The sequence below is a fragment of the Pseudooceanicola endophyticus genome (genome assembly GCF_018760365.1).
Classification (GTDB): domain Bacteria; phylum Pseudomonadota; class Alphaproteobacteria; order Rhodobacterales; family Rhodobacteraceae; genus Pseudooceanicola; species Pseudooceanicola endophyticus.
The window spans coordinates 113,080-138,718 of sequence record NZ_JAHIAB010000012.1 but is presented as its reverse complement, the minus strand read 5'-3'; the positions used below and the strand labels follow the sequence as shown (position 1 = coordinate 138,718).

The window sequence follows — 25,639 nt, the reverse complement described above, 5'->3', positions numbered from 1 at the left end:
CCTCATACCTCCAGCCATTCGGCACGTACCTCGGCGGACTGCATCAGCGCCGCGGGCGTGCCTTCGAAAACGATCTCCCCGTGGCCCATCACGTAGACCCGATGAGAGATGTCGAGCGCGATCACCAGCTTCTGCTCGACCAGCAGGATCGAGACGCCGCGCGCCGCGATCCGTTCCAGCAGGGTGCCGATGGCGGCGACCATCTTGGGGGCCAGCCCCTCGGTCGGCTCGTCCACCATGATCAGCTCCGGATCGCCGATCAGCGTCCGGCAGATCGTCAGCATCTGCTGTTCCCCCCCCGAGAGCGCCCCGGCGCGGGTGTCGGCGCGGGTGCGCAGCACCGGGAACAGATCGTAGATCTCCTCCAGGCTCCAGCGCCCCTCGCCGCCCGGCTTCAGCCCCAGGATCAGGTTCTCTCGCACCGTCAGCTCGGGAAAGACATCGCGGCTTTCGGGGACATAGCCGATGCCGGCATGGGCAATCTGGTGGGGCTTGCGCCCGACCAGATCGGTGCCCGCGAAATCCACCCGACCGGTGGTGCGGATCGCCCCCATCACCGCCTTCAGCAGGGTCGAGCGCCCGGCGCCGTTGCGCCCCAGCAGGCTGACGATCTCGCCCCGGCGCACGTCCAGCGTGACGCCGTGCAGGATGTGGCTCTTGCCGTACCAGGCCTCAAGGTCGCGGATGCCCAGCAGGGTCTCGGCGCGGATGTCGGTTTCGGGACGGCTCATGCGGCCTCCTCCGCATTGGGGGTGCCAAGATAGGCTTCCTGCACCGCAGGGTTGGCGCGGATCTCTTCCGGGGTGCCGGTGGCGATGACCTCTCCGTAAACCAGCACGCTGATGCGATCGGCCATCTCGAAGATCACGCCCATGTCGTGCTCGACCATCAGCAGCGAACGCCCCTCGGTCACCGCCATGATCAGCTCAAGCGCGGCGGCGGTTTCCGAATGGCTCATCCCGGCCATCGGCTCATCCAGCAGCAGCGTGTCGGCGCCGCTCGCCACCGCCAGCCCCAGCTCCAGCGCGCGCTGCTCGGGGTAGCTCAGGCTGTCGGCCCGCGACGTGCGGCGATGGGTCAGGCGCAGCTCTTCCAGCAGGCGGGTGCATTCGGCCTCCACGTCGCGCAGCCGGCCCAGCGGGCGCAGCACCGAATAGCGATGCCCCAGTTTCCACAGCACCGCGCAGCGCAGGTTCTCAAGCACCGTCATCTCGGGGAAGATGTTGGTGATCTGGAAGCTGCGCGAGAGCCCGGCATGGACGATCCGGGCGGGCGGCTTGCCCTGGATCTCCTGTCCGTGCAGCAGGATCTTGCCGCTGGTGGGGCGCAGCCGCCCCGAGATCAGGTGGAACAGCGTCGATTTCCCGGCCCCGTTCGGCCCGATCAGGGCGTGGCGTTCGCCGGCGCGCAGCTCCAGGTTCACGCCGCGGATGATATCGACCGGCCCGAAGCTTTTCCTCAGGTCGCGGATCTCGATGGCATTGGCACTCATGCGGGGTCTCCTCCCTTCAGGCCGAGGCGGTGTTGCAGGGTTTCCAGACGGCTCAGCAGCGGGCGGATGCTCAGGGCGCCGCCAAGCGCCAGCAGCGCCGCCAGCCCCCAGGAGTTCAGCCCATGCGCATCCATCGGCAGGCCCAGGATCCGGATCTGCGATCCGAGCGCGGCATCCAGCCCGGCGCGGTAGCCCAGTTCGATCAGCATGATCACCCCCGCCAGCGACAGCAGGCCCAGCCCGCCGATCGCCGCCAGCAGCGGCAGCTGCGGCCCCAGGCGCCCGGCGCGGATCATCGCCCCCGCGCCCACCAGGATCCCGGCCAGCCCGCCCGGCGCCACCATGACGACGAAGATGAACAGCAGGCCGAAATACAGCATCCAGGCCGGCGTCAGGTCCGACAGCCAGACCTTCATCAGCCCGATCACCACCGCGCCCAGCACCGGACCGAAGAACACCCGCGTGCCGCCGATATAGGTCATCAGCAGAACCAGGGTCGAGGTCGCGGCGCCCAGCTCGATCACCGTGATGATCTCGAAGTTGATGGCGGCAAGGGAACCCGCGATGCCCGCGACACCGGCGGCGATGGCATAGGTCCACATCCGCACCCGGCGCGCCGAGAAGCCCAGGAACTCGACCCGTTCGGCATTGTCGCGCACCGCATTGGCCAGCAGGCCCAGGGGCGTCGTGGTAAAGTACTTCAGCCCGGCGGCGCAGATCACGAACCAGACCGCGACGATCACGTAGATGTCCGTCGCGCTGCCGTAATCCATCCCGAAGCTGGAGCCCAGCTCCATCCGGTCCATCGACACCCCCTCCTCGGAGCCGTAGATGGAGGGGAAGATGGCGGCGGCGGCATAGACCAGCTCCGACAGGCCCAGGGTGATCATCGCGAAGGGCATCCCCCCCTTCCCCGAGGCCAGCCAGCCCCCGAAGATCCCCAGCACGAAGGCGCCAAGGCCCCCGATCAGCGGCAGCAGCGGCAGCGGAAAGGCCCAGCCCGCTTCGGCCATGCCCAGCAGCGCATGGGTGGCGATGAAGCCGCCCAGCCCGAAGAAGGTTGCATGGCCCAGCGACAGAAGCCCGGTCTGGCCCAGCAGCACGTTGTAGGACAGGGCGAAGATCGCCATGGTCCCCAGGTAGTTCAGCGTCGACACCATGGCCGTGCCCGGGAAGGCCAGCGGCAGGATGAAGAGCACCGCGATCACTGCGGCCCAGGGCAGCGTGGCCGGCAGCAGCGTCTGGCCGGGGCGCGAACGGGCGGTTTCGATGGCATTCATGGTCATGGGTAGTCCTCCTCTCCCCGGCGGCTCAGCCGCGTTTTCCGACCAGCCCGGCAGGCCGGAAGATCAGCATGACGACCAGCAGCAGATAGGGGATCACCGGCCCCAGCTGCGCCACGCTCACGCCCCAGGCATCGGTGAAGACCGGGCCCAGGAAGGTCGGCGCCTCGCTCACGCCCAGCCAGCCGAAGACGTCGCGCACAGACAGGTCGATGGCCACCGCGAAGGTCTGGATGAAGCCGATGATCAGCGAGGCGATGAAGGCCCCCGAGAGCGAACCCAGCCCCCCGACCACCACGATGACGAACAGGATCGGCCCCAGCGACGCCGCCATAGAGGGCTGCGTGACCAGCACCGGCCCGGCGATCACCCCGGCGATCCCCGCCAGCGCCGAGCCGACGCCGAACACCGCCATGAAGACCATCGGCACGTTGTGCCCCAGCATGGAGACCATCTCGGGATGGGTGAGCGAGGCTTTCACGATCAGCCCGACCCGGGTCTTCGTCAGCAGCAGCCAGAGCCCGGCAAAGACCGCCACCGCCACCACCAGCATGAAGACGCGGAAGGCCGGGTAGCCGGTGCCGAACAGCTCGAAGGCGGTGAAATCCAGCGCGGCAGGCACCCCGAAGTTCTGCGAGGACCGGCCCCAGATCATCTGCACCGCCTCCTCGATCACGAAGGCCAGCCCGAAGGTGAACAGCAGCTCGCCCAGGTGGCCGAAACGGTGCACCCGCCGCAGCCCGTAGCGTTCGACCAGCGCGCCCAGAACCCCCACGATCAGCGGCGCCAGCACCAGCGCCGGGAAAAAGCCGATGTCCTTGGACAGCTCGTAGCCAAGATAGGCGCCGACCATGAAGAAGCTGGCATGGGCGAAGTTCAGCACGCCCATCATCGAAAAGATCAGCGTCAGCCCCGAGGCCAGCAGGAACAGCAGCATCCCGTAGAGCACGCTGTTGAGGATGGAAAAGCTCAGTACGTCCAGACCCATGATCACAGCCCCGAAAAGTTTGGTTTCAGACCCGGCCGCGGCCAGTCCACCGCGATCAGCCGCCCCGAGCCCGACAGCGTCACATAGGCCGTGCGCATGTCCGGGCCGCCGAAGGCGATGTTGGTCGAGAAGGGATCGGGCATCTCGACGGTCTCGACCTCCTCGCCCGCAGGCGAGATGACCGAGATGCAGCCGGGCGTCAGGCCCGCGCAGCAGATGTTGCCGCACGCTTCCACCGCCAGGCTGTCGTAGCGCCGGAACCCCTTCAGCTGCGCCAGCACCGCCGCGCCGGGCTGGTAGGGATCGGGGGGCACGATGGTGCCGGGGCCGGTGACGGCATAGGAATAAAGCCGCCCCGTCTCGGTATCCGCGACATAGACGGTCTTCTCATCGGGGCTGAGGCCGACGCCGTTGGCGGTGGTGATCGGCCAGGCGACCTCGCAGGCGAAAGAGCCGTCGGGCCGACCGTAATACAGCCCGCCATGGACAAAGCTGCGCGCCGTGCGGGTGCCGTGATCGGTGAACCAAAGCCCGCCGTCGCGGTCGATGACGATGTCGTTGGGCATCAGCAGGTCATGGCCGCCGATGCTGCGATACAGCTCGGTCACGGTGCCGGTGGCAAGGTCCACCCGCTCGATCCGCCCGCCCGAGAAGGCCGGGTTGCCGCCGACCGGCTGGGTCACGCCGCCCGGCGCGCCCCAGGCGAAGCCGTCGCCGTTGTTGCAGATATAGAGCGCGCCATCGGCGCCCAGGGCGGCCCCGTTCGGCGCCTCCTCAAGCTGGCAGAGCACGTCGCGGCTGCCGTCGGGATGGATGCGGGTCAGGCGGCGGGCCTTGATCTCGCAGAGGATCACGCTGCCGTCGGGGCACACCACCGGCCCCTCGGGAAACCCGAGGCCCTCGGCGACGACGCGATGGGGATAGGAGGTTCTGGTCATGTCGATCTCACTGGAAGGAAGCGCCGGGAAGGCGGGATCGCCTTCCCTCTTTCGGGATCCGGGGCGCCGGATCAGGGCCGCTTCATCTTGCAGGTCGAGGGCAGGGTGACCTCCGATGCCGGGATCACCGCCACGTTGTGCCAGCCCCAGCCGGTGCCTTCCTCGTCCAGCGCCGCACCCGTAACGGGGGCGAATTTCGACACCGACATCTGGGTCAGCAGCTGGTGATCCTCGGGGCGCAGGGTGGCGGGGGCGCCGTAGATCGTGCGGAACTCGGATCCCTCCAGCGCCGCGACCAGCGGATCGACCTCGAGGCTGCCGGCCTTCTGCGCCGCCGCCACCAGCGCCCGCAACGCCGAGCTGTCGCCCGGGAAGGGGCTGGCCGAGATGCCGGTGGCGGCGCGGAAGGCGACCTCATGGGCCTGAAGACCCGCGTCCGGCAGTCCGGGATCGCCGTCGAAGACCGAATAGACCAGCCCGTCCAGCCCGGCCTGGGCAATCGCCGTGGGCGCGCCGGGGCCGGTCGAGAAGAAGGTGAACCATTCGGCCTTCAGCCCGCCCTCGCCAGCCGCCTTCAACACCAGCGACAGATCCGCCCCCCAGTCCGAGGTGATCACCGCCTGCGCGCCCGAGGCGCGGATCTTGGCGATATAGGGCGCGAAATCGGTGATCTTCTGCAGGGGATGGGTATCATCGCCCACCCATTCGATATCGGGGCGCGCCTTGCCCACCATGTCGAGGAAGGCCTGACGGCTGGTCTGCCCGGAAGAGCCTTCGGCGTTCAGCAGGAAGACCTTGGTGATATCGGGGCGGCTTTTCAGATAGGCGGCCAGACCGGCGGTCTTGGCATGGGCGTTCAGCACCCAGGAAAAGCTGTAATAGCTGCATTTCTCGCCGGTGATCGCCGGGTCGTGGCTGGCGCCGTCGAAGACGATGACCTTGTGATCGGGATTGCGGCGGTTGTGCTTCCTGACGAAATCCACCAGCGCGAAGGTGTTCGACGAAGACACGCTGGTTTGCAGGATCGTCGCGCCTGCGTCGATCGCCTTCTGCGCCTGGATCGCGGTCTCCTGCGGGGACATCTTGTTGTCGAAGGTCAGGATCTCGATCTTTTCGCCGTTCAGCCCGCCCTCGGCGTTCACCTCGTCCACGCCGTAGCGCAGGACCTTCTCGATGCGCTCGGTGACCATCGCCGCCGGACCCGAGAACGGGTCGATCATGGCGAACTTGAAGGTCTCGGCCTGGGCGGCGCTGGCGGCCCAGAGCGCGATGGCCGACGTCAACAGAATCTGCGGTTTCTTCATGGTTTCCTCCCTCGGGACAGCGCTGGAGAGCCCGCGGACGCGGGGTTTCCGGTTTCCAGCCGGAACGGCACTGTCGTAGAACCTCCTCCTCGCGGGTTGCCCCGCCCGGTCCTGCCCGGGGCGCCTTCCTCCTGCGAAGACGCCCCCGGACGGGCTCCGTGAGGTCCACATGTCCAAAAGGACCCCACGTCGTCAACCCGATCAGTCCACATGTCGGACTTAGGATCGGGAAATTTTACGATTTTTCGCGAATTTCCCGAAGATGACCTTCCTTATTTGATTTATATCAATGACTTTCAGGACATCTTCGGTGTTTTAGAAAGTTTGTATTCCGGACTTTTATTTCCCCCAACCCAGGCAGATCAGTAGGTCGCCCGCCCGCCGGACAGGTCAAAGACCGCCCCCGAGCAGAAGGAACACTCGGCGCTGGCCATGAAGGCGATCATCGCGGCGCATTCCTCGACCGTGCCGAATCTGCCCTGCGGGATCTTCGAAAGAGAGAAGGCCACCTGCTCGGGCGGCAGCTGCTCCATCAGCGGGGCGTTGATCAGCCCGGGCGCGATGACATTGGCGCGCACGCCCGTCGGCGCCAGCTCCTTGCCCAGCGACTTGATGAAGCCGATGATCCCCGCCTTGGCCGCCGAGTAGCTGGAGGCATTGGGATTGCCCTCCTTGCCCGCCACCGAAGCCACCGCGATGATCCGCCCCCGATCGCGTGCCACCATGCCATCCAGCAGCGAACGCGCGCACAGGAAGACCCCGCCCAGATGGATATCCACCACCCGCCGCCAGCTGTCATAGGGATGACCCTGCACGGGCCGGGTCTCTCCGGTGATGCCCGCCGCGGTGACCAGGATATCGACCTGGCCGCACAGCGCCTCCGTGCGCTCAGCCGCCGCGGCGACCGAGGCCTCCTGCCCGACATCCACCGCCAGCCCAAGCGCATTCCCCGGCAGCGCAGCAGCGGCTTCCTCGGCGCCCTTCAGATCCCAGATCACCACCCGGGCGCCCTCGGACGCCAGCCGTTCGGCCACCGCGCGCCCGATGCCGCGCGCTCCCCCCGTCACCACGGCCACCTGGCCCTCGAACCGCTTCATCTCCATCGACCGTCCTCCAATAGTCCATTTATGGAACCTCAGATGCAGGGTCTTTTCCGATCAGAGTCAACATGAAAAGGGATTTCCCCTATGCATCTCTGAAAATGCCCTTTAACTTGGTCCGTATGACGGACTTTCTGAAACCCCGGAACGAAGCGATGGAAAAAGACGACAAGGGCGGCAAGAGCCAGGTGGTGGAACGCACCTGCGCCATCCTGCGCGAAGTGGCGCGCCACGGGCCCCGCGGCGCCCGGCTGATCGACGTGACCACGGGCACCGGGCTCAGCCGGCCCTCGGCGCACCGGATCCTGGGCACCCTGGTCAGCGAGCAGTTCGTGCGCCGCACCCGCGACCGGCGCTACCAGCTGGCCCCCCTGATGCACGAGCTGGGGCTGAGCGCACCCAGCCCCGTCGGCAATCCCGAGGCGCTGCGCCCGCTGCTTCAGAAGCTGGCGGATGACTGCGGAGACACCGCCTATCTGGCGCTGCGCCAGGGCGATTACGGCCATTACCTGCTGCGCTGCGAGGGGCCCTACCCGATCCGCACCCATGTGGTCGGCGCCAGCCAGAGCCGGCCCCTCGTCTCGACCCATTGCGGCCGCTCGCTGCTGGCCGCCATGCCCGAGGAAGAGGCCGAGGACATCATCGCCCGCGCCTCCGACGATCCGGCGCTGTTCCTGAACGCCACCCCCGACGGGCTGCGCGACGAGATCGCCTTCCTGCGCCAGCGCGGTTTCGGCTGGGCGCAGGACGTGACCTTCGTGGGGATCACCGGGCTGACGGTGCCGGTGCCCAACCCGCTGGGACTGTCGCTGCTGGCGATCTCGGTCTCCGCGATCTCCCAGCGGCTCAGCTATGCCCGCGCGATGGAGCTGCTGCCGCTGCTGCAACGCACCGCCGAGGCGGTGGCGCAGCGGGTCGCGGAAGGCTAGGCGGCGGCGGGGCCTGGTGGCCCCGCGCCGGTTTCAGTGACGGTCCTGGCGCAGGAAGACCCGGCCCAGGGCGGCGGGCGCCACGTCGGCGCCCCTCTGGCGCAGCATGGCGACCACGAAGACCACCAGCGTCAGCGCATAGGGCAGCATGGCGCCGATATAGACCGGGAAGGCCACGCCGACGGCCTGGAGCCGGGGCATCAGCGCCTCGGCACCGCCAAACAGCAGCGCTCCGACCAGCACCATCCCCGGGCGCCAGCCCGCGAAGATCACCAGTGCGACGACGATCCAGCCGCGCCCGGCGATCATCCCCTCGACCCAGACCTGCGCCGAAACGACGGACAGGTAGGCTCCGGCCAGACCGCCCAGCAGGCCGCTCGCGGCAATCGCCAGAAGCTGCACGCGCTGGACATTGACGCCCGCCACATCGGCGGCGGCCGGGTCCTCTCCGACCGCGCGCAGGCGCAGGCCGGCGCGGCTGCGCCCCAGCCACAGGCCCACCGCCACCATCAGCACCAGCGCCAGCACGATCACCGCGTTCTGCTGGCCCAGCAGGCGGGGCAGATCGGCGCCCCAGCCGGTCTCGCCAAAGCGCGGCAGGCCGGTGAAGGGCTTTTGCACCGCGTCGCGCCCGAACAGCCCCGACAGCCCCAGACCGGCGGCCACCGTGGCCAGCCCGGTCAGCGTCTGGTCGGCGCGGAACACCACCACGGCCAGGCCAAAGCACAGCGACAGGGCCATGCCCGCCAGCGCGCCCACGGCAAGGCCGGTCCAGGGCCCCTGCCCGCCCATCACCACCAGCGCGCCGGTCATCGCACCGACCGCCATCACCCCCTCTGGGGCGAGATTCAGCACCCCGGCCTTCTCGCAGATCACCAGCCCCAGGGCGGCGATCAGCAGGGGGGCGGCGTAATCGGGCACGGTGGCGGCCCAGGACAACAGGAACCCGCTCATGCATTCCCCCTGCGTTCAATGCGATAGGTCGAGAAGAGCTGTGCCGAAAGCACCGTCAGCAGCACGATCCCCTGAGTCAGCAGCACCACCGCCTCGGAGACGCCGTAGAACATCTTCAGCACGTTGCCGGTGGTGTAGAAACCGCCCAGCACGAAGGCCACCACCAGCACCGCCAGCAGCTGAGAGCGCGCCAGGAAGGCGATGACGATGCCGCTGAACAGGTAGTCTCCGCCGATGGTCTGGCTGAGCCGGTATTCCGTGCCGGTGACGATCACTGCCCCTGCAAGGCCGCACAGCGCCCCCGAGGCCAGCACCAGCCCGGCAATCGTGCCCAGCACCGGCAGGCCGGCGGCGCGCGCGGCGCGCGGGTTCAGCCCGACCGCGCGGGCGTAGAACCCCACCCGGCTGGTCGCCATCACCAGAACCCCCAGCAGCGTCACCCCCAGCACGATCCAGATCCCGGCGTGCAGATGGCCCCAGCCCAGCAGCGGCAGGCGCTCCTCGGGGGCGAAGCTGCGGGAATTGGCAAAGCCCGTGGTGGTATCGCGCCAGGCGCCGAACAGCAGGTGCTGCACCCAGAGAAAGGCGATGGAGCCCAGCATCAGCGTGGTGATCACCTCGCTGACGTTCCATTTCAGCCGCAGCAGCAGCGGCAGGCCGACCCAGGCGGCCCCCGCCAGGCAGGAGAGCACCAGCATCAGCGGCAGGCGCAGCGCGCCGGGGCCGATGCCATGCAGCGACACCCAGGTCGCCGCCACCGCCCCCATCCACAACTGCCCCGAGATGCCGATGTTCCAGAACCCCACCCGCATCGCCAACGCGGAGCCCAGCCCCACCAGCGCCAGCGGGATCATCGCGGTCAGGGTCTGGCTCAGCCCGTCCGAGGTCAGGAAGGTTTCGACGATGAATTCATCCCAGAGCGAGGGGCCCGGCACGCCGAGCGCCATCAGCAGCCCGGCGGCAATCGCCAGCCCCAGGATCAGGCCGCCGGCATAGCACAGCGCGCTCAGCCAGCCGGGCACGCGCTGGCGGCGGATCAGCAGCGGCGCCTCAGGCATGGCCGGCCATCAGCGCGCCAAGCGCCTGGGCGCTGGCCTCGGCCACCGGCATCGGCGCGCTCAGGCGGCCGTGGTTCATCACCGCGATACGGTTGGACAGGGTCATGATTTCCTCAAGGTCTTCACTGATCAGCAGGCAGGCCGCGCCTTCGCGCACCGCCTGGCGAAGCGCGTCATGCACGGCGCGCGTGGCGCGCAGGTCCAGCCCGCGCGAGGGGGAGTGGGCCACGATCACCCGCGCCCCGGGGCCCAGTTCGCGCGCCAGCAGCAGCTTCTGCGCATTGCCCCCCGACAGAAGGCCCGCCGGGGTGGCGACACCGCCGCCGCGAATGTCGCGTTCGGTGATGGCGGTTTCGGCGGCGCGGCGCATCCGCGCCTTGTTCAGCCACCAGAACGGCCCGAAGGCGCCGCGCCAGACGCCGGTCAGCGCCAGGTTCTGCGCCAGCGGCAGCCCGCCGATCAGCGCGCTGTCCGAGCGGTCCGCCGGGATCACCGCCAGGCCCGCGCGACGGCGCCGGCGCACCGGGGCGCGCGTCGCCTCCTGCCCCGCCAGCCGGACAGTGCCCGCCACCGCCGGGCTGAGGCCGCTCAGGCAGTCCACCAGCTCTGGCTGGCCATTGCCGCCGACGCCCGCGATGCCCAGGATCTCTCCGGCGCGCAGCGACAGGCTCAGCCCCTCGACCGCCGCCGAGCCATCACCGCGGCGCACCGAGAGGTTCTCGATCTCCAGCAGCGGCGCACCCGGCGTCACCGGCGCGGGGCGCGGCGTGTCGGGCAGCTCGCCCACGGCGAGGCGGGCAAAGTCGTTCAGATCGGCGCCCGCCACCTCGGCGGCGGCCAGCACGGTGCGGCCCTGACGCATGATCGTCACCCGGTCGCAATAGCCCGCGACCTCGTGCAGCTTGTGGGTGACCAGCGCCACCGCGCGCCCCTCGTCCGCCAGGCGGCGCACCAGCGCAAGCAGCGCCCGCGCCTCGGCGGCGGTCAGCACCGCCGTCGGCTCGTCCAGGATCAGGATGCGCGCGCCCAGCAGCAGCACCCGCAGCACCTCGGCGCGCTGCTGTTCGGCAATCGAAAGACGCTCGACCCGGGCATGGGGATCAAGGCGGAAGTCCAGCTCTGCCGCCTTCTCGCGCACGCGCCGCGCGGCCTCGGACAGGGAACAGGGCTGACCGGCCCCGCCCAGGGCCAGCGCCACGTTCTCGGCCACGGTGAAGCGCCCGACCAGGCGGAAATGCTGGTGCACCATGCCCAGCCCCGCCGAAAGCGCCTCGGCCGGGGTGCGCAGCGCGGTGCCGTAGCCATCGACGATGACCTCTCCGGCATCGGCGGCATAGACGGCGGTGGCGACGTTCATGATCGTTGACTTGCCCGCCCCGTTCTCGCCCACCAGCGCGTGGACATGGCCGTATTCAAGGCGAAACCCCGCGCCGGTCAGCGCGGGGTGGCCATCGAAGGCCTTGTCGATATCGCGCATCAGCAGGGCCGGCGCGCGGCCCCTGCCGGACGTATCGGAGGGGGTCATTGCGTCTTCGGCATGGTGCCGATCACGCCCTTGACGAAGTAGTCCATGGTCCAGAGATCCTCCTCGGGCAGGACCTTGCCGGCGGGCACGACCTCGGTGCCGTCCTGACGCAGCACCGGGCCGGCATAGACCTTCAGATCGCCGTCGATGATCTGCTTCTCGGCGGCGGCGACCTTCTCCTTGGTGCTCTCGGGGACGTTCGGACCCCAGGGCGCCAGACCCACCACGCCCGAGGACAGCCCCTCGAACCAGCCATAGGGTTCCGGCTTCCAGGTGCCGGCGATGACTTCCTTGATGCGCGGCACCAGATACTTGTCCCAGTGGAACACCACCGAGGTGATGATCTGCTTGGGCGCGGCGGCGGACATGTCGAGCTGATAGCCGATCGCCCCCGCCGGGCGCTTCTCGGCGGCATTCAGCGCCGAAGCCGCCGACAGGTTGGTGGCAAGCTCATCCGCGCCCTGATCCAGGATCGCCTCGGCGACCTGGCCTTCCTTGACCGGGTCCCACCAGCTGTTGGTGAACACGGCGATGGTCTGGGCATCGGGCTTGGCGGCCTGCACGCCGCGGGCAAAGCCGTTCAGGTCCCAGTTCACCACGCCCACCGGGAAGCCCGCCAGGATGCCGACCTTGCCGGTCTTGGACATGTCGCCCGCCGCCATCCCCGCCAGGTACCAGGCCTGATAGGTGCGCGCGTAGAAGCTTTCCATGTTGTCGGAGTTGTTGACGCCCGAGGCATTGAAGAAGGCGACATCGGGATAGGCCTTGGCGGCCTCGGCCATCGCCTCGGAATAGCCGTAGGTGGTGCCGACGATGATGTTGTAGCCGCGCTTGACGTAAAGGTCGATCGCGTTGCGCAGGCTGGTGGCATCCTCGGGGATGTTCTCGGCCACGGCGATCTTGGTGTGCAGCTCGTCCGCAAGTGCCTCGCGGCCCTGATCGATGGCCTCGTTCCAGCCGCCGTCCTTGACTGTGGTGGCGTAAATGAAGGCGATCTTCGGCGGCGCCTTCAGCTCGAAGGCCTGGGCGGAGCCCGCCGCCAGGAAGGGCAGAGCCAGAACGGCGCCGGCCCGCAGCATGGATGCGATCATGTGTCTTTCCCCGTGTTCTGAGGGGCCCCCGGTCGTCGGTGCGACCGGCGGGCACGGCCTCGTTCCCTGTCGTGTCCCTTGCAATAGACGGCATTTCATCGTTCAATCAAGTGGACGATGACTCGAATATTTTCGGGTTTCCGTTCACATAACTGAACAGGTTTCCATGGATTTACAGGCACTTGACTTCTTCATTAAGGTGGCAGACGCCCGGTCCCTGTCCGCGGCGGCGCGGCTGCATGGAATCCCCAAGTCCTCGATCAGCCTGAAACTTAGGCAACTGGAGGAGCGGATCGGCGCCGTGCTGTTCGAACGGCGCGGCAAATCGCTCGAGATGACGGAATCAGGGCGCCTGCTGATGGCGCGGGCGCGCCAGATCCTGGCGCTTTGCGATGATGCCCAGGCCGCCGTCGCCGCCGTGCAGGAAGAGGCCGCCGGGCTGCTGCGCATCGGCGCCTCGGGGGAATTCGGCACCGCGCTGAATGCCCAGATGCTGCAGGCCTTCCGGGCGCTGAACCCGCGCGTGCGGGTCGATCTGGTGCTGTTCGGGCCCAATGACCAGCCCGACGCGGCACAGCAGCGCAGCTTCGACGCCATCCTCTCGTCCGGCGATGCCGAGACCGCCCAGGGCGCCGAGGTACTGTCGCGCGTGCATCACCGCCTGGTCGCCAGCCCCGCCTACCTGGCTGAGGCCGGCACCCCCGAAAGCATCGACGACCTGGCCGCCCATCGTGGCATCTTCTACCGCGCCGCCGGAGAGATCCTGCCCTGGGAACTGACCCAGGGCCGGCGCCGCCAGCGCGTCCAGCCTTCGGCGGACGTGGTGGCCAATGACTACTGGTCGCTGAAATACTTCGCCGTCGCCGGGGCCGGCATCGCCCTGCTGCCCGCCTTCTTCACGGAGCTCGAGGTGGCGCATGGCCATCTGGTGCCGGTGTTGCCCGACTGGCAGACCCAGTCCCATCCGATCACCGTCCGGGTGCCCGATCCGCGCTACGTGGCGCCGCGCACCCGTGCCTTCCTCGAATTCTGCAAGGACTACTTCCAGCCCGGCTTTGCCTATGCCGGGCCGCGCTATTTCGTCGATGCCCTCAGCTTCGGGCCCGACGCCCCAACAGGAGAGAAAAAAGAACCATGACCACGATGCTGCAAACCGGCAACGGCACCCGCACCTTCAAGAGCGCCGGGCTGGAACCCAACCGCGTGCCCTTCGACAGCCTGCCGGTGATCGACCTGGCGCCGATCTTCGGCACCGACGAGGAGGCCCGCCAGCGCCTCGCGGCCGAACTGCGCCGCGCCTGCACCGAGGTTGGCTTCTTCTACATCCGCAACCACGCCGTGCCGCAGGCGGTCATCGACGGGGCCTTCGGCGCCGCGCAGGACTTCTTCGCGCGCCCCGATGCCGACAAGCAGGCGATCCACGTCTCGAAGTCGCGCAACAACCGTGGCTACGCGGCGCTGCTGGAAGAGAACACCGACCCCACCGCCCGGGGCGACCTGCACGAAAGCTTCGACATCGCGCTTGAGGTCCCCGAGACCGATCCCGACGTGCTGGCCGGCAAGAATCTCTACGGTCCGAACCTCTGGCCCGAGGGCGCGCCCGCCTTCCGTGGCGACGTGGAGGCCTATTACGACGCGATGATCACCCTCAGCCGGAACCTGCTGCATGCCTTCGCGCTGGCGCTGGACCTGCCCGAGGATCACTTCGACACGCTGGTCAGCAAGCCGCTCGCGACCCTGCGCCTGCTGCACTACCCGCCCCAGTTCGGCGAAATCGACGACCGTCAGATCGGCATCGGCGCGCATTCCGACTACGAATGCTTCACCATCCTGGCGCAGGACGACATCCACGCGCTTCAGGCGCTGAACGCCAATGGCGAATGGATCTCGGCGCCGCCGCTGCCGGGGCATTTCGTGGTCAACATCGGCGACCAGATGGCGCGCTGGACCAATGGCCTCTTCGCCTCGACCGTGCACCGCGCGATCAACCGTTCCGGCAAGGAGCGCTACTCGATCCCGTTCTTCTTCGGCCCGAACTACGACGCCGAGATCACGCCGCTGGAAAGCTGCGTCGATGCCGATCACCCCGCGCAGTTCGAACCGATCACCTCGGGCGCCTATATCAACAGCCGCTTCGAGGCGACCTTCGCGGGCTATGCCGCCCAGAACAAGGCCGAGGACTGACAAACGAAAAGGGCGCGGTGTGACACCGCGCCCTTGCTTCGATCCGGCTCCGGACCTTACGCCCGCGACAGCAGGCTTTGCGGACGCGCCCGCGCCAGAGAGACCGTCAGCGCGGCGGTGATCGCCGCCTTCACGATGTCGCCGGGCACGAAGATCAGCACCAGCCCGGCCGATTCCAGCAGGCCGCGGTGCAGCACCAGCGCCATGCCGACGACCCCGAAGGCATAAAGCACCACGATCCCCCCGATGACCGAGGCGACGCCCGCCACCAGCCCCAGCGGGGCCGAGCGCCAGCGCTCGACGATCAGGCCGGTGACGAAGGCCGCCGCCACCCAGCCCGCCAGGAACCCGGCGGTGGGGCCGACGAAGACCCCAAGGCCGCCACGCCCGCCCGCCAGAAGCGGCAGGCCAAGCGCCACCAGCAGCAGGAACACCAGCACGGCCAGCGCGCCGCGCCGGGCCCCAAGGATGGCGCCCGCCAGCATGATGCCCATGCTCTGCGCGGTCACCGGAATGCCGAAGGCCAGCGTCAGCTTGGGCATCAGCCCCAGCACGGCAATGACGGCGGCAAACAGCGCGACGTGGGAAACGGTCTTTTCCATGGCCTCTTCGTCCTCTCCTCGGATCAGGGCAGTTTCGTGGTCTTGGGACCGGCCACGCCGCCACGCGCCTTCAGCGCCTCGGCCACGTGATCGGCATCGTCCAGTGCCAGCAGGGTCAGCGGCGGGATCAGCCGCCAGCGCGGCGCGCGATGCGCGCGCGCCTGCCAGCTGCGCCGCAGCAGCCCCGCCTTTTCCGACAGCGCCGGGATCGAGCGGATCACCAGCGCCAGGCAGATCTCGAGCGCGCGCAGGTTCAGCCCCAGCCGCGCCAGCGGGCGGCCCAGCCAGTGGACCACCTCCATCATGTCGCTGAGCCGCGTCGTCATGGTCACCAGATTGGCCAGCGCCACCGCGCTGACCATCCGCAGCACCACCACCACGCCGCCCAGCGGATCGCCGGTCAACCCGTCCCAGGCCAGCACGATCAGCGCCACCGGCCAGAGGCCGCGCAGCGCCCGCAGCCCGGCACGGAAGAACCGCCCCCCCGGCAGCAGGTACAGCCCCAGCGTGCCCGCCAGCGCGCAAAGATGGAAGGCCAGCGCATCCTGCGCGGCCAGCAGCACCGTCGCCGCCACCAGCAGGCCCAGCTTCAGCCCCGCCGGCCAGCCATGGGCCCGCGTCCTAACCGGGGAGGTCAGAGATATCATCGCCCTCTCCCTGCCGGGTCATCTCTGCCAGATAGGCGGGCAGCACCGTGCCGCTTGCCCCGACATCGCGGATCCGGCCCTGTTCCAGCCAAAGCACCGTCTCGCAATCCGCCAGATCCTCGGGCGCGTGCGAAACATGGATGACACTGCCATGATACCGCCCAAGATAGCGCATCAGCTGCGCCTTGGTCGGAATGTCGAGCCCCGCGAAGGGCTCATCCAGGATCAGCACCCGGGGCCGCATCGCGACGATGGACATCAGGCAGACCAGGCTTTTCTGGCCCTGCGACAGGGTCGAGACCGGCGCCTCTTCCCAGGCCGCCTTGCCGAAGGCCGCCAGCACCGCGCGGGCCGCGTCATCGGCATCGCGCCGGCGCAGGCCCTGCTGGCGCAGCCCGAAGGCGACCTCCTCCAGCACGGTGGGAAAGATGATCTGGTGATCGGGGTTCTGGAACAGGATGCCGACGGTCGAAAGCGCCGCCGCGCGGTCCGCCGCCACATCGACGCCGCACAGCCGCAGCTGCCCCGCATCGGGCGCCATCAGCCCCGCCAGCAGCCGCGCCAGCGTCGACTTGCCCGACCCGTTGCGCCCCACCACGCCCAGGGCACGGAACCGCAGGTCCAGCTCCAGCCCCTCCAGCACGGCGCGCGGACCGATCCGGCAGCTGACCTGCTCCAGCCGCAGATGCGCGGCGGCGATATCGGCTTGGGTGGAGATGGCCCGGCCTCCCGTTGCGGTCCCGTCAAAGCGCTTCCTGTGCCCGCTAATCGGGCAAGGCGCAAGGGCCTCGGCCCGCAGGCGCGGCACAGGGTGCGACAATTTGTCCTCCCGCTCACCGTTCACCCGCGATCACATTTCTGGCACGTCCCCCGCATGGCTGCCCTTCGTCGCCCGTTTCTGGCCGTCCTGGCGGCGCTGGTCCTTTCGATGGTCAGCGTCTTCTCGGCCATGCACATGGCGCCGGCCCCCGACAGCCGCGCCCGAATCGAGGCGCAGCTGATCCTCGGGGCGGATCCCGGCGATCTCTGCGGCATGCCCGAGATGCACATGGGCTATCACTGCCCGTTCTGCCATGCCCTGCCCGAGCCGCCCGAACCCGCCGCCCCGGACCGCCATGTCCCCCTGGCCCGCGCCCTCGACCTGCCCCGCCTGGCCGCCTTCGTGCTGCCGCGCGCGCGGCTCGACTTCGGGCTGACCGCCCGCGCCCCTCCGCTCCCGGCCTGACCCGTTTTTCCAACTGTCAGACCCCGCCCGCCACCGCGCGGGCCCGATCGGAGATCCAAGATGATCCGTACCCTCTTCTGCACCCTGACGCTGGCCGCCCTGGCCGGCCCCGCGCTGGCCCATGTCACGCTCGAACAGACCTCTGCCGCCCCCGGCGAAACCACCAAGATCACCCTGCGCGTGCCCCATGGCTGCGACGGTGAAGCCACCCGCGCCGTGCACCTCTCCCTCCCCGAGGGGGTCTATGCCGCCAAGCCGATGCCGAAGGCCGGCTGGACGCTTGAGACCGAGACCGGCGCCTATGCGCGTCCCTACATGAACCACGGCCAGCAGATGTCCGAGGGGCTGCGCCAGATCAGCTGGACCGGCGGCGACCTGCCCGACGCCTGGTATGACGAGTTCACGATCCGCGCCACCATCGGCCCCGACGTGGCGCCGGGCACGGTGCTGTACTTCCCCACCGTGCAGCAGTGCGACAACGGCCAGGCCGCCTGGACCGACACCTCGGGCGCGAAGGGCGCCGAGGGCCCCGCGCCCAAGCTGCTGGTGGTGGCGGGCGAGGCCGCGCCCATGGGCCATGACCACGCCGCTGCCCCTGCGGCGGTGACGCTGGGCGCGCTGCAGCTCTCGGGCGGCTTCTCGCGCGCGACGCTGCCCAATGCGCCGGTGGGCGGCGGCTTCCTGACCATCACCAACACCGGCACCGCGTCCGATCGCCTGGTCTCGGCCGAAACCCCCGTCGCGGCCCGCACCGAGATCCACTCGATGGAGATGAAGGAGGGCGTGATGGTCATGCGCCCGCTGGAAAACGGGCTGGAGATCCCCGCCGGCGCCACCGTCACCCTGCAACCGGGCGGCTATCACCTGATGTTCATGCAGCTGAAGCAGCCGCTCAGGCAGGGCGGGACGGTCGATGTCACCCTGACCTTCGAAACCGCCGGTACCGTCACCCTGCCGCTGGCCATCGGCGCGCCCAATGCCCGGGCGGGCGGCCAGGATCACGGCGCGATGGCGATGCCCGGCCATGACCACGACCATGCGGAGCACAACTAAGTGTCGCGCACCGCGGAACGCCTGACACTGGGACTGGTCGGCGCGGGTCTGGTGGCTGCCATCGCGCTGCTGGTCATCGAACCCCGCATCCAGGCCAACAAGGCGGCGCTGCTGGGCAAGGGCGACTACCAGCTTGAGACCACCGAGGGCACGCCCTTCACCGAGGCGACGCTGAAAGGCGCCCCCTCGGCGGTGTTCTTCGGCTTCACCCATTGCCCCGATGTCTGCCCCACCACCATGGGCGACATCGCGCTGTGGAAACAGGATCTGCCACAGGCGGAGGATCTGAAGGTCTATTTCGTCACCGTCGATCCCGCCCGCGACAGCCTCGACCAGCTGCGCGGCTACACCTCCTGGATCCCCGGGGTGACCGGCGTCACCGGCCCCCCGCAGGAGGTGCGCAAGGCCCTCTCCTCCTTCGACATCTTCGCCAACCGCGTCGATCTGGGGAACGGAGAGTACACGATGGACCATACCTCCTACGTGATGCTCTTCGATGCCCAGGGCCTGTTTGTCGAGGAGATCCCCTACCAGTCCCCCGCCGCCGAGGCGGAGGACAAGCTGCGCAACCTTCTGGCCGGCAACCCCGAGGGACGCGGCGCGCGCATGCCCTCGGACCTGATCGGGCAGATCTGCTACACGTTGCAGGACAAGGTGCTGTAACGGCGCCCGCGCTTTGGGGCGGGCCGTCGCAGGACGGCCCCCCTTCCCAGACCTCCCCCATGGCCTTGCACCTGCCCGCCTCCCCGGCCTAGGCTGTCACGCCAGCAAGGAGACCGACCGCCAGATGAGCGCCACCAAGGACAGCCCCGGGGCCCTGACCCAGAACCCCCACGCGGTGCGCGAGACGCGGGAGAAGAACCTCGAACTGGCGATCGGGCGGCAGATCCGCGACCTGCGCAAGCGCCAGCGGATGACCGGCTCGGATCTGGCGCAGGCGGCGGGCCTTTCGGTCGGCGCCCTCTCCAAGATCGAGAACGGCCTGGTTTCGCCCTCGCTCTCCACGCTTCAGGCGCTGGCCGACAGCCTGCGGGTGCCGATCACCCAGCTTTTCTCGGGCTACGACCAGCCGCGCCGCGCCGTCCACGTCAAGGCCGGAGAAGGGGTCGAGATCAAGCGCGCCGGCACCCGCGCCGGGCACCAGTACAACCTGCTGGGCCATATCGGATCGACCGACAGCGGCGTCGTCGTCGAACCCTACCTGCTGACCCTCAGGGACGAGAGCGACACCTTCCCGGTCTTCCAGCACGAGGGGATCGAGATGCTCTACATGCTGGAGGGGCGGCTGGAATACCGCCACGGCGACACGCTCTACCTGCTGGAGCCGGGGGATTCCCTGCTGTTTGATTCCGATGCGCCGCACGGGCCGGAACGTCACCTGGACCGCCCGATCCGCTACCTGTCGATCATCTGCTATCCGCAATAGGCGCCAGCTGCGCCATCAGGCTTTCGCACAGCGCATGGAAGGCCGGATCGGCGAACAGCTCCGGGCCGCGGGGCCGCGCGAAGGGCACCGGCACGATGGCGGCAATGCGCCCCGGGCCGCCCTGCATGATCACCACCTGATCGGCCAGAAAGACCGCCTCCTCGATGCCATGGGTGACCAGAAGGGTGGTGATGCGGCGCTCGGCCCAGATCCTTTGCAGCTCGATGGTCATGGTGCGGCGCAGGATCTGGTCCAGCGCCGCGAAAGGTTCGTCCAGCAGCAGCACCTGCGGATCGCTGACCAGCGCCCGGGCAATCGCAACCCGCTGGCGCATCCCCCCCGAAAGCTGCCCCGGCAGGGCCCCCTCGCGGCCTTCCAGCCCGACCAGCGCGATCAGCTCGCGGATGCGGGCGGCATGGGCGCGCCGGCTGCGCCCCAGCACCTGAAGCGGAAAGGCGACATTCGCCTCGACCGAGCGCCAGGGCAGCAGCGCCGCGTCCTGAAAGGCGATGCCCAGCCCGCCGCCGGCGCGGAACGCCTCGGGGGGCTGGCCGGCCAGACGGACCTCTCCGGCATCGGGGGCCTCAAGCCCCGCGATCAGCTTCAGCAGGGTGGACTTGCCGCAGCCCGAAGGCCCGATGACGGCGGTGAAGGTGCCGGGCGCCAGGCGCAGCGACACGCCCTCCAGTGCCTGCACCCCACCCTTCTGGTAGCGCCGCGCCACATCCCTGACCTCTATCTCCGCGTCCATGCGCCCCCTCCTAGCCCTGCCGGGCCTTGCGATAGGCGCGCGGGCTGATCCCGTACTGCGCCCGGAACGCGCGCGAGAAATGCGCCACGTCCTTGAAGCCGCGCCGCAGCGCGATGGTGGCAATCGGCCAGGAGGCAAGCAGGCTGTCGCCCAGATCGCGGCGGATCCGCTCCAGCCGCTGCGTCCGGATCCAGCCCGAGACCGGCACCTCCTCGGCCTCGAACAGCTCGTAGAGCGACCGCAGCGACATGTCCTGCGCCTCGGCGATGGCGCCGGGATTCAGCGCGGGATCGTCCAGATGCGCAAGGATATGCGCCTTGACCCGCGCCAGCTGCCCCTGGCGATGCGCCGAAAGCGGCTGGTCCGACACCATGTCCGACAGCGCCATCGCCAGCAGCTCGGTGATCTGGCTGCCCAGCCGGATCGCCAGCGGCGCGCGCCCGCTCTCGGCCTTCTCGTCACAGAGCGTCAGCACGAAGTCGAACAGGAAGCGCCCCGGCAGCGACTGCCCCGAGATCGGGCGCAGGATCAGCCCGTCGATCCCCGGCACCCGGTCGCGCAGCCCCGCCCGGGGCAGCTTCAGCGCGATCTGCCGATAGGGGCCGTCGAAGGTCATCACATAGGGCTGCTGGCTGTCGTAAAGCACGATGTCGCGGGGCCTGACCGCGATAAAGCGCCCGCCCTGCGCCAGCCGGCAATCGCCCTCGACCTGCAGGCAGGCCTCGTACCACAGGTCGGCCTCGGCGATCTCCTCCTCGCCGCGCGACACCTCCGCGGCGGTCGAGACGAAATCGGCCACCAGCACCTCTCCGCAGCGCAGCCAGGAGACCGCGCCGAAGAAATCCGCCGCCCCTGCCGCCTCCAGCACGCTGCTCGGGAACAGGGTGTTGGCCGCCGCCTGCCAGCCCGCCCGCCGCGCCGCCTCCTCCAGAGAGGCGGTCGAGAAGCTGTGCCAGCCGGGCGTCGGGCCGGCATCGGTCTGGATCAGGGGATCAGGCATCGGGCCGGTCCGTCGGCTGCAAGGGGTTGAGCGCAGGCTGTGCCACGCCCGCGCCGCGCTGAAAAGCCCCCTTCACGCCACGGTGCACCCGCCGCGGTACCGCGGGCTCTGGGCAAACCCGTCCCGAGAGGGTAGCGAGAAAGCAAACCCGACCTTACGATGTTACAGAAGGCCCCAGCCATGAGCGCAGCTCCCCGGATCGTTCTCTTCGCCCTTGGCGGCACCATCGCCTCCCTTCAGGGGGCAAGCGGCCGCGCGGTTGCCGGCGCCATGACCGGCATGGAACTGATCGAGCGGCTGGACCTCGACCTGCCCGTCACGCTTGAGGTCGAGACGCTGGCCCAGAAGCCCTCCAACGCGATCACCTTCGACGATCTGTTCCTGGTGCGCGACCTGGCCGCCCAGGCGGTGGCCGAAGGCGCGGCGGGCGTGGTGATCAGCCAGGGCACCGACACTCTGGAGGACAGCGCCTTCCTGATGGACCTGATCTGCGACCTGCCCCAGGCCGGGCTGGTGCTGACCGGGGCGCAGCGGGTGCCCTATGCGCCGGGCAGCGATGCCGCCCCCAACATCCGCGACGCCATCACCACCGCCGCCTCGCGCGCCGCGCAGGGCGCCGGCGCCCTGCTGGTCTTCGACCAGGAGATCCACGAGGCCCGCCATGTGCGCAAGGTCTCCAGCCACCGGCTGGGGGGCTTCGGCTCTCCGGGGCATGGCGCGCTTGGCACGCTGGATGGCGAATTCGTCGACCTGCGCCGCCCCGCCCCCTGGGACAAGCCGCGCTTCACCACGCTGCAGCCCCCCCTGCCCCGGGTCGACATCCTGCCGGCGGCGATGCAGGCCTCGCCGAAGCTGCTGCGCGCGGCGGTCGAAAGCGGCGCGCAGGGTCTGGTGCTGGATGGCATGGGGCGCGGCCAGGTTCCGCCCGACTGGCTGCCCGAGATCGCGCAGCTGCGCCAGGACGGCGTGCCGGTGGCGATCACCAGCAGCACCCTGTCGGGCCGTCTGGCCGAGGATTACGACTATCCCGGCTGCCTGGCCGATCTGAAGGCCCTGGGCGTGACCCCGATGGACGAGATCACCGCCCGCAAGGCGCGTCTTCTGATGATGTGCGACCTGGCTGCCGCCCGCCCCACCCCGGCCTGAGGTCCAGACCGGGGCGCCGGCGCGCTCAGGCGGCGTTGAAGCGCGCGGTGCGGGTGTCGCAGGTGTAAAGCGCGGCCATCGCCTCGGCCTTCTGGGCCAGGTCGCGCACGGCGGCGATGATCCGGTCCGCCTGCGCGTCATCGTGCAGGTAGGACAGGTTCAGCCGGGTCCAGCCGGGTTTCTCCAGCTCCTCGCCGGCGGCAAGGCGCGCCATCAGCGCTTCCGAGGCAGGCTCGTCGATCTCCAGCAGGCGGTGGGCATAGGGGCCGGCACAGGCACAGCCGCCGCGCGCCTGCACGCCGTAGTGATCCGACAGCATCCGGGTGAACAGCTGGTGATGCACCCGGCCCTTGTCCCCGAAGACCCGGAACGAGAACACCGGCAGCGCATGGCTTTGCGCGTTCTGGCCCAGGATCTGAAGCTGCGGCAGGCCGGACCAGGCGGCCAGGGCGCGCTGGCGCAGCGCCTCTTCGCGCTGGCCGATATAATCGGTGCCAACCGCATCCTTCACCATCATCACCAGCGCGGCGCGGATATCGGCCACCACGTTCGGCGTACCGGCTTCCTCGCGCGCTTCGACCCGACCGGAATAGACCTGCGTCCAGGGCGACACGAAGGACACCGTGCCACCGCCCGGCAGCGTCGGCGTCGCCCGCGCCACGATGCTGTCGCGCAGCACCGCCACGCCCGAGGCGCCCGGCCCCCCGGGGAACTTGTGCGCCGAGAAGACGATGGCATCCTTGGCGCAGTCGGTCCCCGATTTCATGTCCATCGGCAGGTAGGGCGCGCCGCAGGCATAATCCCAGACCGCCAGCGCCCCGTGGGCCTTCAGCAGCCGGGTCACCGGATCGGGATCGGTCAGCAGACCGGTCACGTTCGAGGCCGCCGAGAAGCTGCCGATCAGCAGGCCCGCCCCCTGCGCCGCGACCAGCTCTGCCTCAAGCGCCGCCAGATCAACCCCGCCGCCGGGGGCTTCGGGGATCTCGGTCACGCGGGCGCCGCTTTCGCGCCAGGGCAGGATGTTGGAATGGTGCTCGTAGGGGCCGATGAAGACGCGGATGTCCTCTCCGGCGGCGACGCGCTCGCGCAGGTTCAGCAGGCCGACGATGCGGTTCAGCCCGCCGGTGGCGCCGTTGCCGGCAAAGATCACGTGGCAATCGGGCCCCGCCCCCACCAGATCCGCGATGATGCCGCGCGCCTCTTCCCGCATCCGGGTGATCACGCGGCCCACATGCGAGGCCTCGGTATGGCTGTTGGCATAGACCGGCAGCACCTCTTCCATCACGAAGGTCTCGACCTGGCGCAGCGCGCGGCCCGAGGCGACGTAATCGGCATAAAGCATGTTCTGCAGACCGAAGGGCGTCTCGAAGGGCATACCGTCGCCGATCAGCCCGGCCTGGAGGCGTGCGGGCAGGTCCGGCCCGGCCAGGCTGCGGGCAAAGCGCTGCAGCGCGGTCTGGAATTCGGGAACGGCGGGGAAGGAAAGCGGGTCGGCCATGGCAGGTCTCGGGGTCTCTTGAAAGTCTTTTGAGGAAGTTTATTGACTTTCACCGCAAATTTTCGTCTGTTCTCACACTGAATTTCCGGAATTTTGCAGTCATTGATCGGCATATGGCCCAGAACCTAGATGAAATTGACCGCCGCATCCTGACCGCCCTGCAACGCGACTCTGCCCGCTCCCAGCGGGAGCAGGCCGAAGCGGTCGGTCTGTCGCAGAATGCCTACTGGCGGCGGCTGAAGGCGCTTGAGGCCTCGGGGGTGATCACCGGCTACCAGGCGCGGCTGGACCCGCAGGCGGTGGGCGCCAGCCTGATCGTGTTTTCCATGGTGCGCACCCGCAGCCATTCCGCCGACTGGCTGAAGCGCTTCCGCACCCATATCGCCACCATCCCCGAGGTCATCGGCTTCTACCGGATCGGCGGCGATTACGATTACCTGCTGAAGATCGCCACCAGCGACATGGCCAGCTACGACCGGGTCTACCAGCGCATCATCGAGAAGATCGAGCTTGAGACGATCACCTCCTATTTCACCATGGAGACGATCCTGGATGACCGGGCCCTGCCGGTCTGATCAGGGCCCGGAGCCGCCTCAGCTGCGGTAGTCGGTGCCGACCCCGGCGATGGAGCGCAGATGCGCCTGCCATTCCAGATCCAGCTCGCCCTCCTCGGCGCCCTGGGCATATTGCGCCACAACGTGACGGCCGATCTTGTCGTCGATCAGCCGCGGCGTCGCCCCGCCCATCGACAGCGCCGCCACCTGAATCTCGCAGGCGCGCTCCAGGTAGAACATGTTGTTGAACATCTCTGCCGCCGAGCGCCCCATCGCCACCAGCCCGTGGTTGCGCAGCACCAGCACCGGCTTGTCGCCCAGATCCGCGACGATGCGCTGACGCTCTTCCAGATCCAGCGCGATGCCCTCGAAATCATGGTAGGCCACGCGGTCGTAGAACTGCAGAGAGATCTGGTTGAGCGGCAGCAGCCCCTCCTCCATGCACGACACCGCGACGCCGGCGCGGGTATGGGTATGCATCACCCAATGGGCATCCTCGCGGTTCATGTGGATCGCGGAATGGATGGTGAAGCCTGCCGGGTTCACCCCATGGGCGCTTTCGCCGACGATATTGCCGTCGACGTCGATCTTGACCAGCGAGGAGGCCGTGATCTCGCCCCATTGCAGCCCGTAGGGGTTGATCAGGAAATGGTTGTCACTGCCCGGCACCCGGGCGGTGATATGGGTGTAGATCAGGTCGGTGAAGTTGTACTTGGCGGCCAGACGGTAGCAGGCGGCCAGCTCCTCGCGGGCCTGTTTCTCGGCGTCGGACTGGATGTCGGTGCTCAGCATGGGATCTCCGGAAATGCGCAGGGCCCCGGGCCGGGACGGCACGGGGGCTGGGCGCAGCATGGCCCGACGGGCGCTGGAACAACATGCAGATCGCGTCTA

27 protein-coding genes are annotated in these 25,639 nt (G+C 68.9%); 9 read left to right on the top strand and 18 right to left on the bottom strand.

Translation table 11 applies throughout. The annotated features are described in order from the left end of the window. Window positions 1–2: 2 nt before the first annotated feature. From KM176_RS19290 to KM176_RS19260, 7 genes are all read right to left on the bottom strand, one after another. Window positions 3–731, bottom strand: coding sequence for an ABC transporter ATP-binding protein (locus tag KM176_RS19290; protein WP_202397930.1), 729 nt, complete (start codon window positions 729–731; stop codon window positions 3–5). Beyond that, window positions 728–1,492, bottom strand: coding sequence for an ABC transporter ATP-binding protein (locus KM176_RS19285; RefSeq protein ID WP_160895680.1), 765 nt, complete (start codon window positions 1,490–1,492; stop codon window positions 728–730). Before KM176_RS19285 ends, KM176_RS19290 begins: the two co-directional genes overlap by 4 nt. Continuing rightward, a complete protein-coding gene (locus KM176_RS19280) occupies window positions 1,489–2,778 on the bottom strand; it encodes a branched-chain amino acid ABC transporter permease (RefSeq protein ID WP_160895681.1) in 1,290 nt (429 codons plus the stop codon). The genes KM176_RS19285 and KM176_RS19280 overlap by 4 nt, the downstream gene beginning before the upstream one ends. A 25-nt stretch (window positions 2,779–2,803) precedes the next feature. Then, on the bottom strand, window positions 2,804–3,763 hold the full coding sequence (locus tag KM176_RS19275; RefSeq protein WP_160895682.1) for a branched-chain amino acid ABC transporter permease: 960 nt from the start codon (window positions 3,761–3,763) through the stop codon (window positions 2,804–2,806). A gap of 2 nt (window positions 3,764–3,765) precedes the next feature. After that, window positions 3,766–4,701, bottom strand: coding sequence for an SMP-30/gluconolactonase/LRE family protein (locus KM176_RS19270; RefSeq protein WP_160895683.1), 936 nt, complete (start codon window positions 4,699–4,701; stop codon window positions 3,766–3,768). 71 nt (window positions 4,702–4,772) lie between these two features. After that, window positions 4,773–6,005, bottom strand: a complete 1,233-nt coding sequence (locus KM176_RS19265) for a branched-chain amino acid ABC transporter substrate-binding protein (RefSeq protein WP_160895684.1) — start codon at window positions 6,003–6,005, stop codon at window positions 4,773–4,775. Between the two features lie 362 nt (window positions 6,006–6,367). After that, complete coding sequence (locus tag KM176_RS19260) at window positions 6,368–7,108, bottom strand: SDR family NAD(P)-dependent oxidoreductase (protein ID WP_160895685.1); 741 nt, start codon at window positions 7,106–7,108, stop codon at window positions 6,368–6,370. Between the two features lie 152 nt (window positions 7,109–7,260). Here KM176_RS19260 and KM176_RS19255 point away from each other — a divergent pair, with 152 nt between their 5' ends. Next, on the top strand, window positions 7,261–8,034 hold the full coding sequence (locus tag KM176_RS19255) for an IclR family transcriptional regulator (RefSeq protein WP_160895686.1): 774 nt from the start codon (window positions 7,261–7,263) through the stop codon (window positions 8,032–8,034). A gap of 33 nt (window positions 8,035–8,067) precedes the next feature. Here KM176_RS19255 and KM176_RS19250 read toward each other — a convergent pair whose 3' ends face one another. Genes KM176_RS19250 through KM176_RS19235 form a run of 4 tightly spaced genes read right to left on the bottom strand, consistent with a single transcriptional unit; the run spans window position 8,068 to window position 12,662 of the window. Next, complete coding sequence (locus KM176_RS19250; protein ID WP_160895687.1) at window positions 8,068–8,988, bottom strand: ABC transporter permease; 921 nt, start codon at window positions 8,986–8,988, stop codon at window positions 8,068–8,070. Next, window positions 8,985–10,046 (bottom strand): ABC transporter permease, encoded by a 1,062-nt coding sequence (locus KM176_RS19245; protein WP_160895688.1) that lies wholly within the window; start codon window positions 10,044–10,046, stop codon window positions 8,985–8,987. The genes KM176_RS19250 and KM176_RS19245 overlap by 4 nt, the downstream gene beginning before the upstream one ends. Further along, window positions 10,039–11,571, bottom strand: coding sequence for an ABC transporter ATP-binding protein (locus KM176_RS19240; protein ID WP_160895689.1), 1,533 nt, complete (start codon window positions 11,569–11,571; stop codon window positions 10,039–10,041). Before KM176_RS19240 ends, KM176_RS19245 begins: the two co-directional genes overlap by 8 nt. Continuing rightward, complete coding sequence (locus KM176_RS19235; protein WP_160895690.1) at window positions 11,568–12,662, bottom strand: BMP family ABC transporter substrate-binding protein; 1,095 nt, start codon at window positions 12,660–12,662, stop codon at window positions 11,568–11,570. The genes KM176_RS19240 and KM176_RS19235 overlap by 4 nt, the downstream gene beginning before the upstream one ends. Before the next feature lie 166 nt (window positions 12,663–12,828). Here KM176_RS19235 and KM176_RS19230 point away from each other — a divergent pair, with 166 nt between their 5' ends. Both KM176_RS19230 and KM176_RS19225 read left to right on the top strand, forming a co-directional pair. Next, window positions 12,829–13,800 carry a LysR family transcriptional regulator gene (locus KM176_RS19230; protein WP_160895691.1) on the top strand — a complete coding sequence of 324 codons (972 nt, stop codon included), beginning with the start codon at window positions 12,829–12,831 and terminating at the stop codon, window positions 13,798–13,800. Continuing rightward, a complete protein-coding gene (locus tag KM176_RS19225; protein ID WP_202397932.1) occupies window positions 13,797–14,846 on the top strand; it encodes an isopenicillin N synthase family dioxygenase in 1,050 nt (349 codons plus the stop codon). The genes KM176_RS19230 and KM176_RS19225 overlap by 4 nt, the downstream gene beginning before the upstream one ends. Window positions 14,847–14,902: 56 nt before the next feature. On the opposite strand, the gene KM176_RS19220 is transcribed toward KM176_RS19225, so the two are convergent. The 3 genes from KM176_RS19220 to KM176_RS19210 are packed head-to-tail and all read right to left on the bottom strand — an operon-like array spanning window position 14,903 to window position 16,915. Beyond that, window positions 14,903–15,448: a biotin transporter BioY gene (locus KM176_RS19220; RefSeq protein WP_160895692.1), complete on the bottom strand. Its 546-nt coding sequence runs from the start codon at window positions 15,446–15,448 to the stop codon at window positions 14,903–14,905. Window positions 15,449–15,471: 23 nt separating this feature from the next. Then, window positions 15,472–16,095, bottom strand: a complete 624-nt coding sequence (locus KM176_RS19215; protein ID WP_160895693.1) for an energy-coupling factor transporter transmembrane component T — start codon at window positions 16,093–16,095, stop codon at window positions 15,472–15,474. Further along, window positions 16,070–16,915 carry an energy-coupling factor ABC transporter ATP-binding protein gene (locus KM176_RS19210; RefSeq protein ID WP_236045375.1) on the bottom strand — a complete coding sequence of 282 codons (846 nt, stop codon included), beginning with the start codon at window positions 16,913–16,915 and terminating at the stop codon, window positions 16,070–16,072. Before KM176_RS19210 ends, KM176_RS19215 begins: the two co-directional genes overlap by 26 nt. A gap of 54 nt (window positions 16,916–16,969) precedes the next feature. Here KM176_RS19210 and KM176_RS19205 point away from each other — a divergent pair, with 54 nt between their 5' ends. From KM176_RS19205 to KM176_RS19190, 4 genes are all read left to right on the top strand, one after another. Continuing rightward, window positions 16,970–17,320, top strand: coding sequence for a hypothetical protein (locus KM176_RS19205; protein ID WP_160895694.1), 351 nt, complete (start codon window positions 16,970–16,972; stop codon window positions 17,318–17,320). A gap of 60 nt (window positions 17,321–17,380) precedes the next feature. Further along, window positions 17,381–18,373 (top strand): DUF1775 domain-containing protein, encoded by a 993-nt coding sequence (locus KM176_RS19200; protein WP_160895695.1) that lies wholly within the window; start codon window positions 17,381–17,383, stop codon window positions 18,371–18,373. Further along, window positions 18,374–19,036, top strand: coding sequence for an SCO family protein (locus KM176_RS19195; RefSeq protein ID WP_160895696.1), 663 nt, complete (start codon window positions 18,374–18,376; stop codon window positions 19,034–19,036). A gap of 124 nt (window positions 19,037–19,160) precedes the next feature. Continuing rightward, window positions 19,161–19,799: a helix-turn-helix domain-containing protein gene (locus KM176_RS19190; protein ID WP_160895697.1), complete on the top strand. Its 639-nt coding sequence runs from the start codon at window positions 19,161–19,163 to the stop codon at window positions 19,797–19,799. On the opposite strand, the gene KM176_RS19185 is transcribed toward KM176_RS19190, so the two are convergent. Together KM176_RS19185 and KM176_RS19180 are read right to left on the bottom strand one after the other, a co-directional pair. Continuing rightward, window positions 19,780–20,550: an ABC transporter ATP-binding protein gene (locus tag KM176_RS19185; RefSeq protein WP_160895698.1), complete on the bottom strand. Its 771-nt coding sequence runs from the start codon at window positions 20,548–20,550 to the stop codon at window positions 19,780–19,782. The genes KM176_RS19190 and KM176_RS19185 overlap by 20 nt on opposite strands. A gap of 10 nt (window positions 20,551–20,560) precedes the next feature. Continuing rightward, on the bottom strand, window positions 20,561–21,550 hold the full coding sequence (locus tag KM176_RS19180; RefSeq protein WP_160895699.1) for an AraC-like ligand-binding domain-containing protein: 990 nt from the start codon (window positions 21,548–21,550) through the stop codon (window positions 20,561–20,563). A gap of 180 nt (window positions 21,551–21,730) precedes the next feature. On the opposite strand from KM176_RS19180, the gene KM176_RS19175 reads away from it, so the two are divergent. Continuing rightward, complete coding sequence (locus tag KM176_RS19175) at window positions 21,731–22,696, top strand: asparaginase (protein ID WP_160895700.1); 966 nt, start codon at window positions 21,731–21,733, stop codon at window positions 22,694–22,696. Window positions 22,697–22,721: 25 nt separating this feature from the next. On the opposite strand, the gene KM176_RS19170 is transcribed toward KM176_RS19175, so the two are convergent. Further along, a complete protein-coding gene (locus tag KM176_RS19170; RefSeq protein WP_160895701.1) occupies window positions 22,722–24,194 on the bottom strand; it encodes an aminotransferase class V-fold PLP-dependent enzyme in 1,473 nt (490 codons plus the stop codon). Window positions 24,195–24,307: 113 nt separating this feature from the next. On the opposite strand from KM176_RS19170, the gene KM176_RS19165 reads away from it, so the two are divergent. Continuing rightward, window positions 24,308–24,769 (top strand): Lrp/AsnC family transcriptional regulator, encoded by a 462-nt coding sequence (locus tag KM176_RS19165; protein ID WP_160895702.1) that lies wholly within the window; start codon window positions 24,308–24,310, stop codon window positions 24,767–24,769. A gap of 18 nt (window positions 24,770–24,787) precedes the next feature. On the opposite strand, the gene KM176_RS19160 is transcribed toward KM176_RS19165, so the two are convergent. Beyond that, on the bottom strand, window positions 24,788–25,540 hold the full coding sequence (locus KM176_RS19160) for a class II aldolase/adducin family protein (RefSeq protein WP_160895703.1): 753 nt from the start codon (window positions 25,538–25,540) through the stop codon (window positions 24,788–24,790). Window positions 25,541–25,639: the final 99 nt, after the last annotated feature.

Excerpts from the sequence above, each read along its gene's own strand:
- KM176_RS19240 (WP_160895689.1), bottom strand. The coding sequence starts at position 11,571 with ATGACCCCCTCCGATACGTCCGGCAGGGGCCGCGCGCCGGCCCTGCTG.
- KM176_RS19175 (WP_160895700.1), top strand. The coding sequence starts at position 21,731 with ATGAGCGCAGCTCCCCGGATCGTTCTCTTCGCCCTTGGCGGCACCATC.
- KM176_RS19250 (WP_160895687.1), bottom strand. The coding sequence starts at position 8,988 with ATGAGCGGGTTCCTGTTGTCCTGGGCCGCCACCGTGCCCGATTACGCC.
- KM176_RS19255 (WP_160895686.1), top strand. The coding sequence starts at position 7,261 with ATGGAAAAAGACGACAAGGGCGGCAAGAGCCAGGTGGTGGAACGCACC.
- KM176_RS19170 (WP_160895701.1), bottom strand. The coding sequence starts at position 24,194 with ATGGCCGACCCGCTTTCCTTCCCCGCCGTTCCCGAATTCCAGACCGCG.
- KM176_RS19180 (WP_160895699.1), bottom strand. The coding sequence starts at position 21,550 with ATGCCTGATCCCCTGATCCAGACCGATGCCGGCCCGACGCCCGGCTGG.
- KM176_RS19235 (WP_160895690.1), bottom strand. The coding sequence starts at position 12,662 with ATGATCGCATCCATGCTGCGGGCCGGCGCCGTTCTGGCTCTGCCCTTC.
- KM176_RS19285 (WP_160895680.1), bottom strand. The coding sequence starts at position 1,492 with ATGAGTGCCAATGCCATCGAGATCCGCGACCTGAGGAAAAGCTTCGGG.
- KM176_RS19265 (WP_160895684.1), bottom strand. The coding sequence starts at position 6,005 with ATGAAGAAACCGCAGATTCTGTTGACGTCGGCCATCGCGCTCTGGGCC.
- KM176_RS19290 (WP_202397930.1), bottom strand. The coding sequence starts at position 731 with ATGAGCCGTCCCGAAACCGACATCCGCGCCGAGACCCTGCTGGGCATC.
- KM176_RS19160 (WP_160895703.1), bottom strand. The coding sequence starts at position 25,540 with ATGCTGAGCACCGACATCCAGTCCGACGCCGAGAAACAGGCCCGCGAG.
- KM176_RS19205 (WP_160895694.1), top strand. The coding sequence starts at position 16,970 with ATGGCTGCCCTTCGTCGCCCGTTTCTGGCCGTCCTGGCGGCGCTGGTC.
- KM176_RS19200 (WP_160895695.1), top strand. The coding sequence starts at position 17,381 with ATGATCCGTACCCTCTTCTGCACCCTGACGCTGGCCGCCCTGGCCGGC.
- KM176_RS19260 (WP_160895685.1), bottom strand. The coding sequence starts at position 7,108 with ATGGAGATGAAGCGGTTCGAGGGCCAGGTGGCCGTGGTGACGGGGGGA.
- KM176_RS19280 (WP_160895681.1), bottom strand. The coding sequence starts at position 2,778 with ATGACCATGAATGCCATCGAAACCGCCCGTTCGCGCCCCGGCCAGACG.
- KM176_RS19270 (WP_160895683.1), bottom strand. The coding sequence starts at position 4,701 with ATGACCAGAACCTCCTATCCCCATCGCGTCGTCGCCGAGGGCCTCGGG.
- KM176_RS19190 (WP_160895697.1), top strand. The coding sequence starts at position 19,161 with ATGAGCGCCACCAAGGACAGCCCCGGGGCCCTGACCCAGAACCCCCAC.
- KM176_RS19220 (WP_160895692.1), bottom strand. The coding sequence starts at position 15,448 with ATGGAAAAGACCGTTTCCCACGTCGCGCTGTTTGCCGCCGTCATTGCC.
- KM176_RS19215 (WP_160895693.1), bottom strand. The coding sequence starts at position 16,095 with ATGATATCTCTGACCTCCCCGGTTAGGACGCGGGCCCATGGCTGGCCG.
- KM176_RS19245 (WP_160895688.1), bottom strand. The coding sequence starts at position 10,046 with ATGCCTGAGGCGCCGCTGCTGATCCGCCGCCAGCGCGTGCCCGGCTGG.
- KM176_RS19225 (WP_202397932.1), top strand. The coding sequence starts at position 13,797 with ATGACCACGATGCTGCAAACCGGCAACGGCACCCGCACCTTCAAGAGC.
- KM176_RS19275 (WP_160895682.1), bottom strand. The coding sequence starts at position 3,763 with ATGGGTCTGGACGTACTGAGCTTTTCCATCCTCAACAGCGTGCTCTAC.
- KM176_RS19165 (WP_160895702.1), top strand. The coding sequence starts at position 24,308 with ATGGCCCAGAACCTAGATGAAATTGACCGCCGCATCCTGACCGCCCTG.
- KM176_RS19185 (WP_160895698.1), bottom strand. The coding sequence starts at position 20,550 with ATGGACGCGGAGATAGAGGTCAGGGATGTGGCGCGGCGCTACCAGAAG.
- KM176_RS19230 (WP_160895691.1), top strand. The coding sequence starts at position 12,829 with ATGGATTTACAGGCACTTGACTTCTTCATTAAGGTGGCAGACGCCCGG.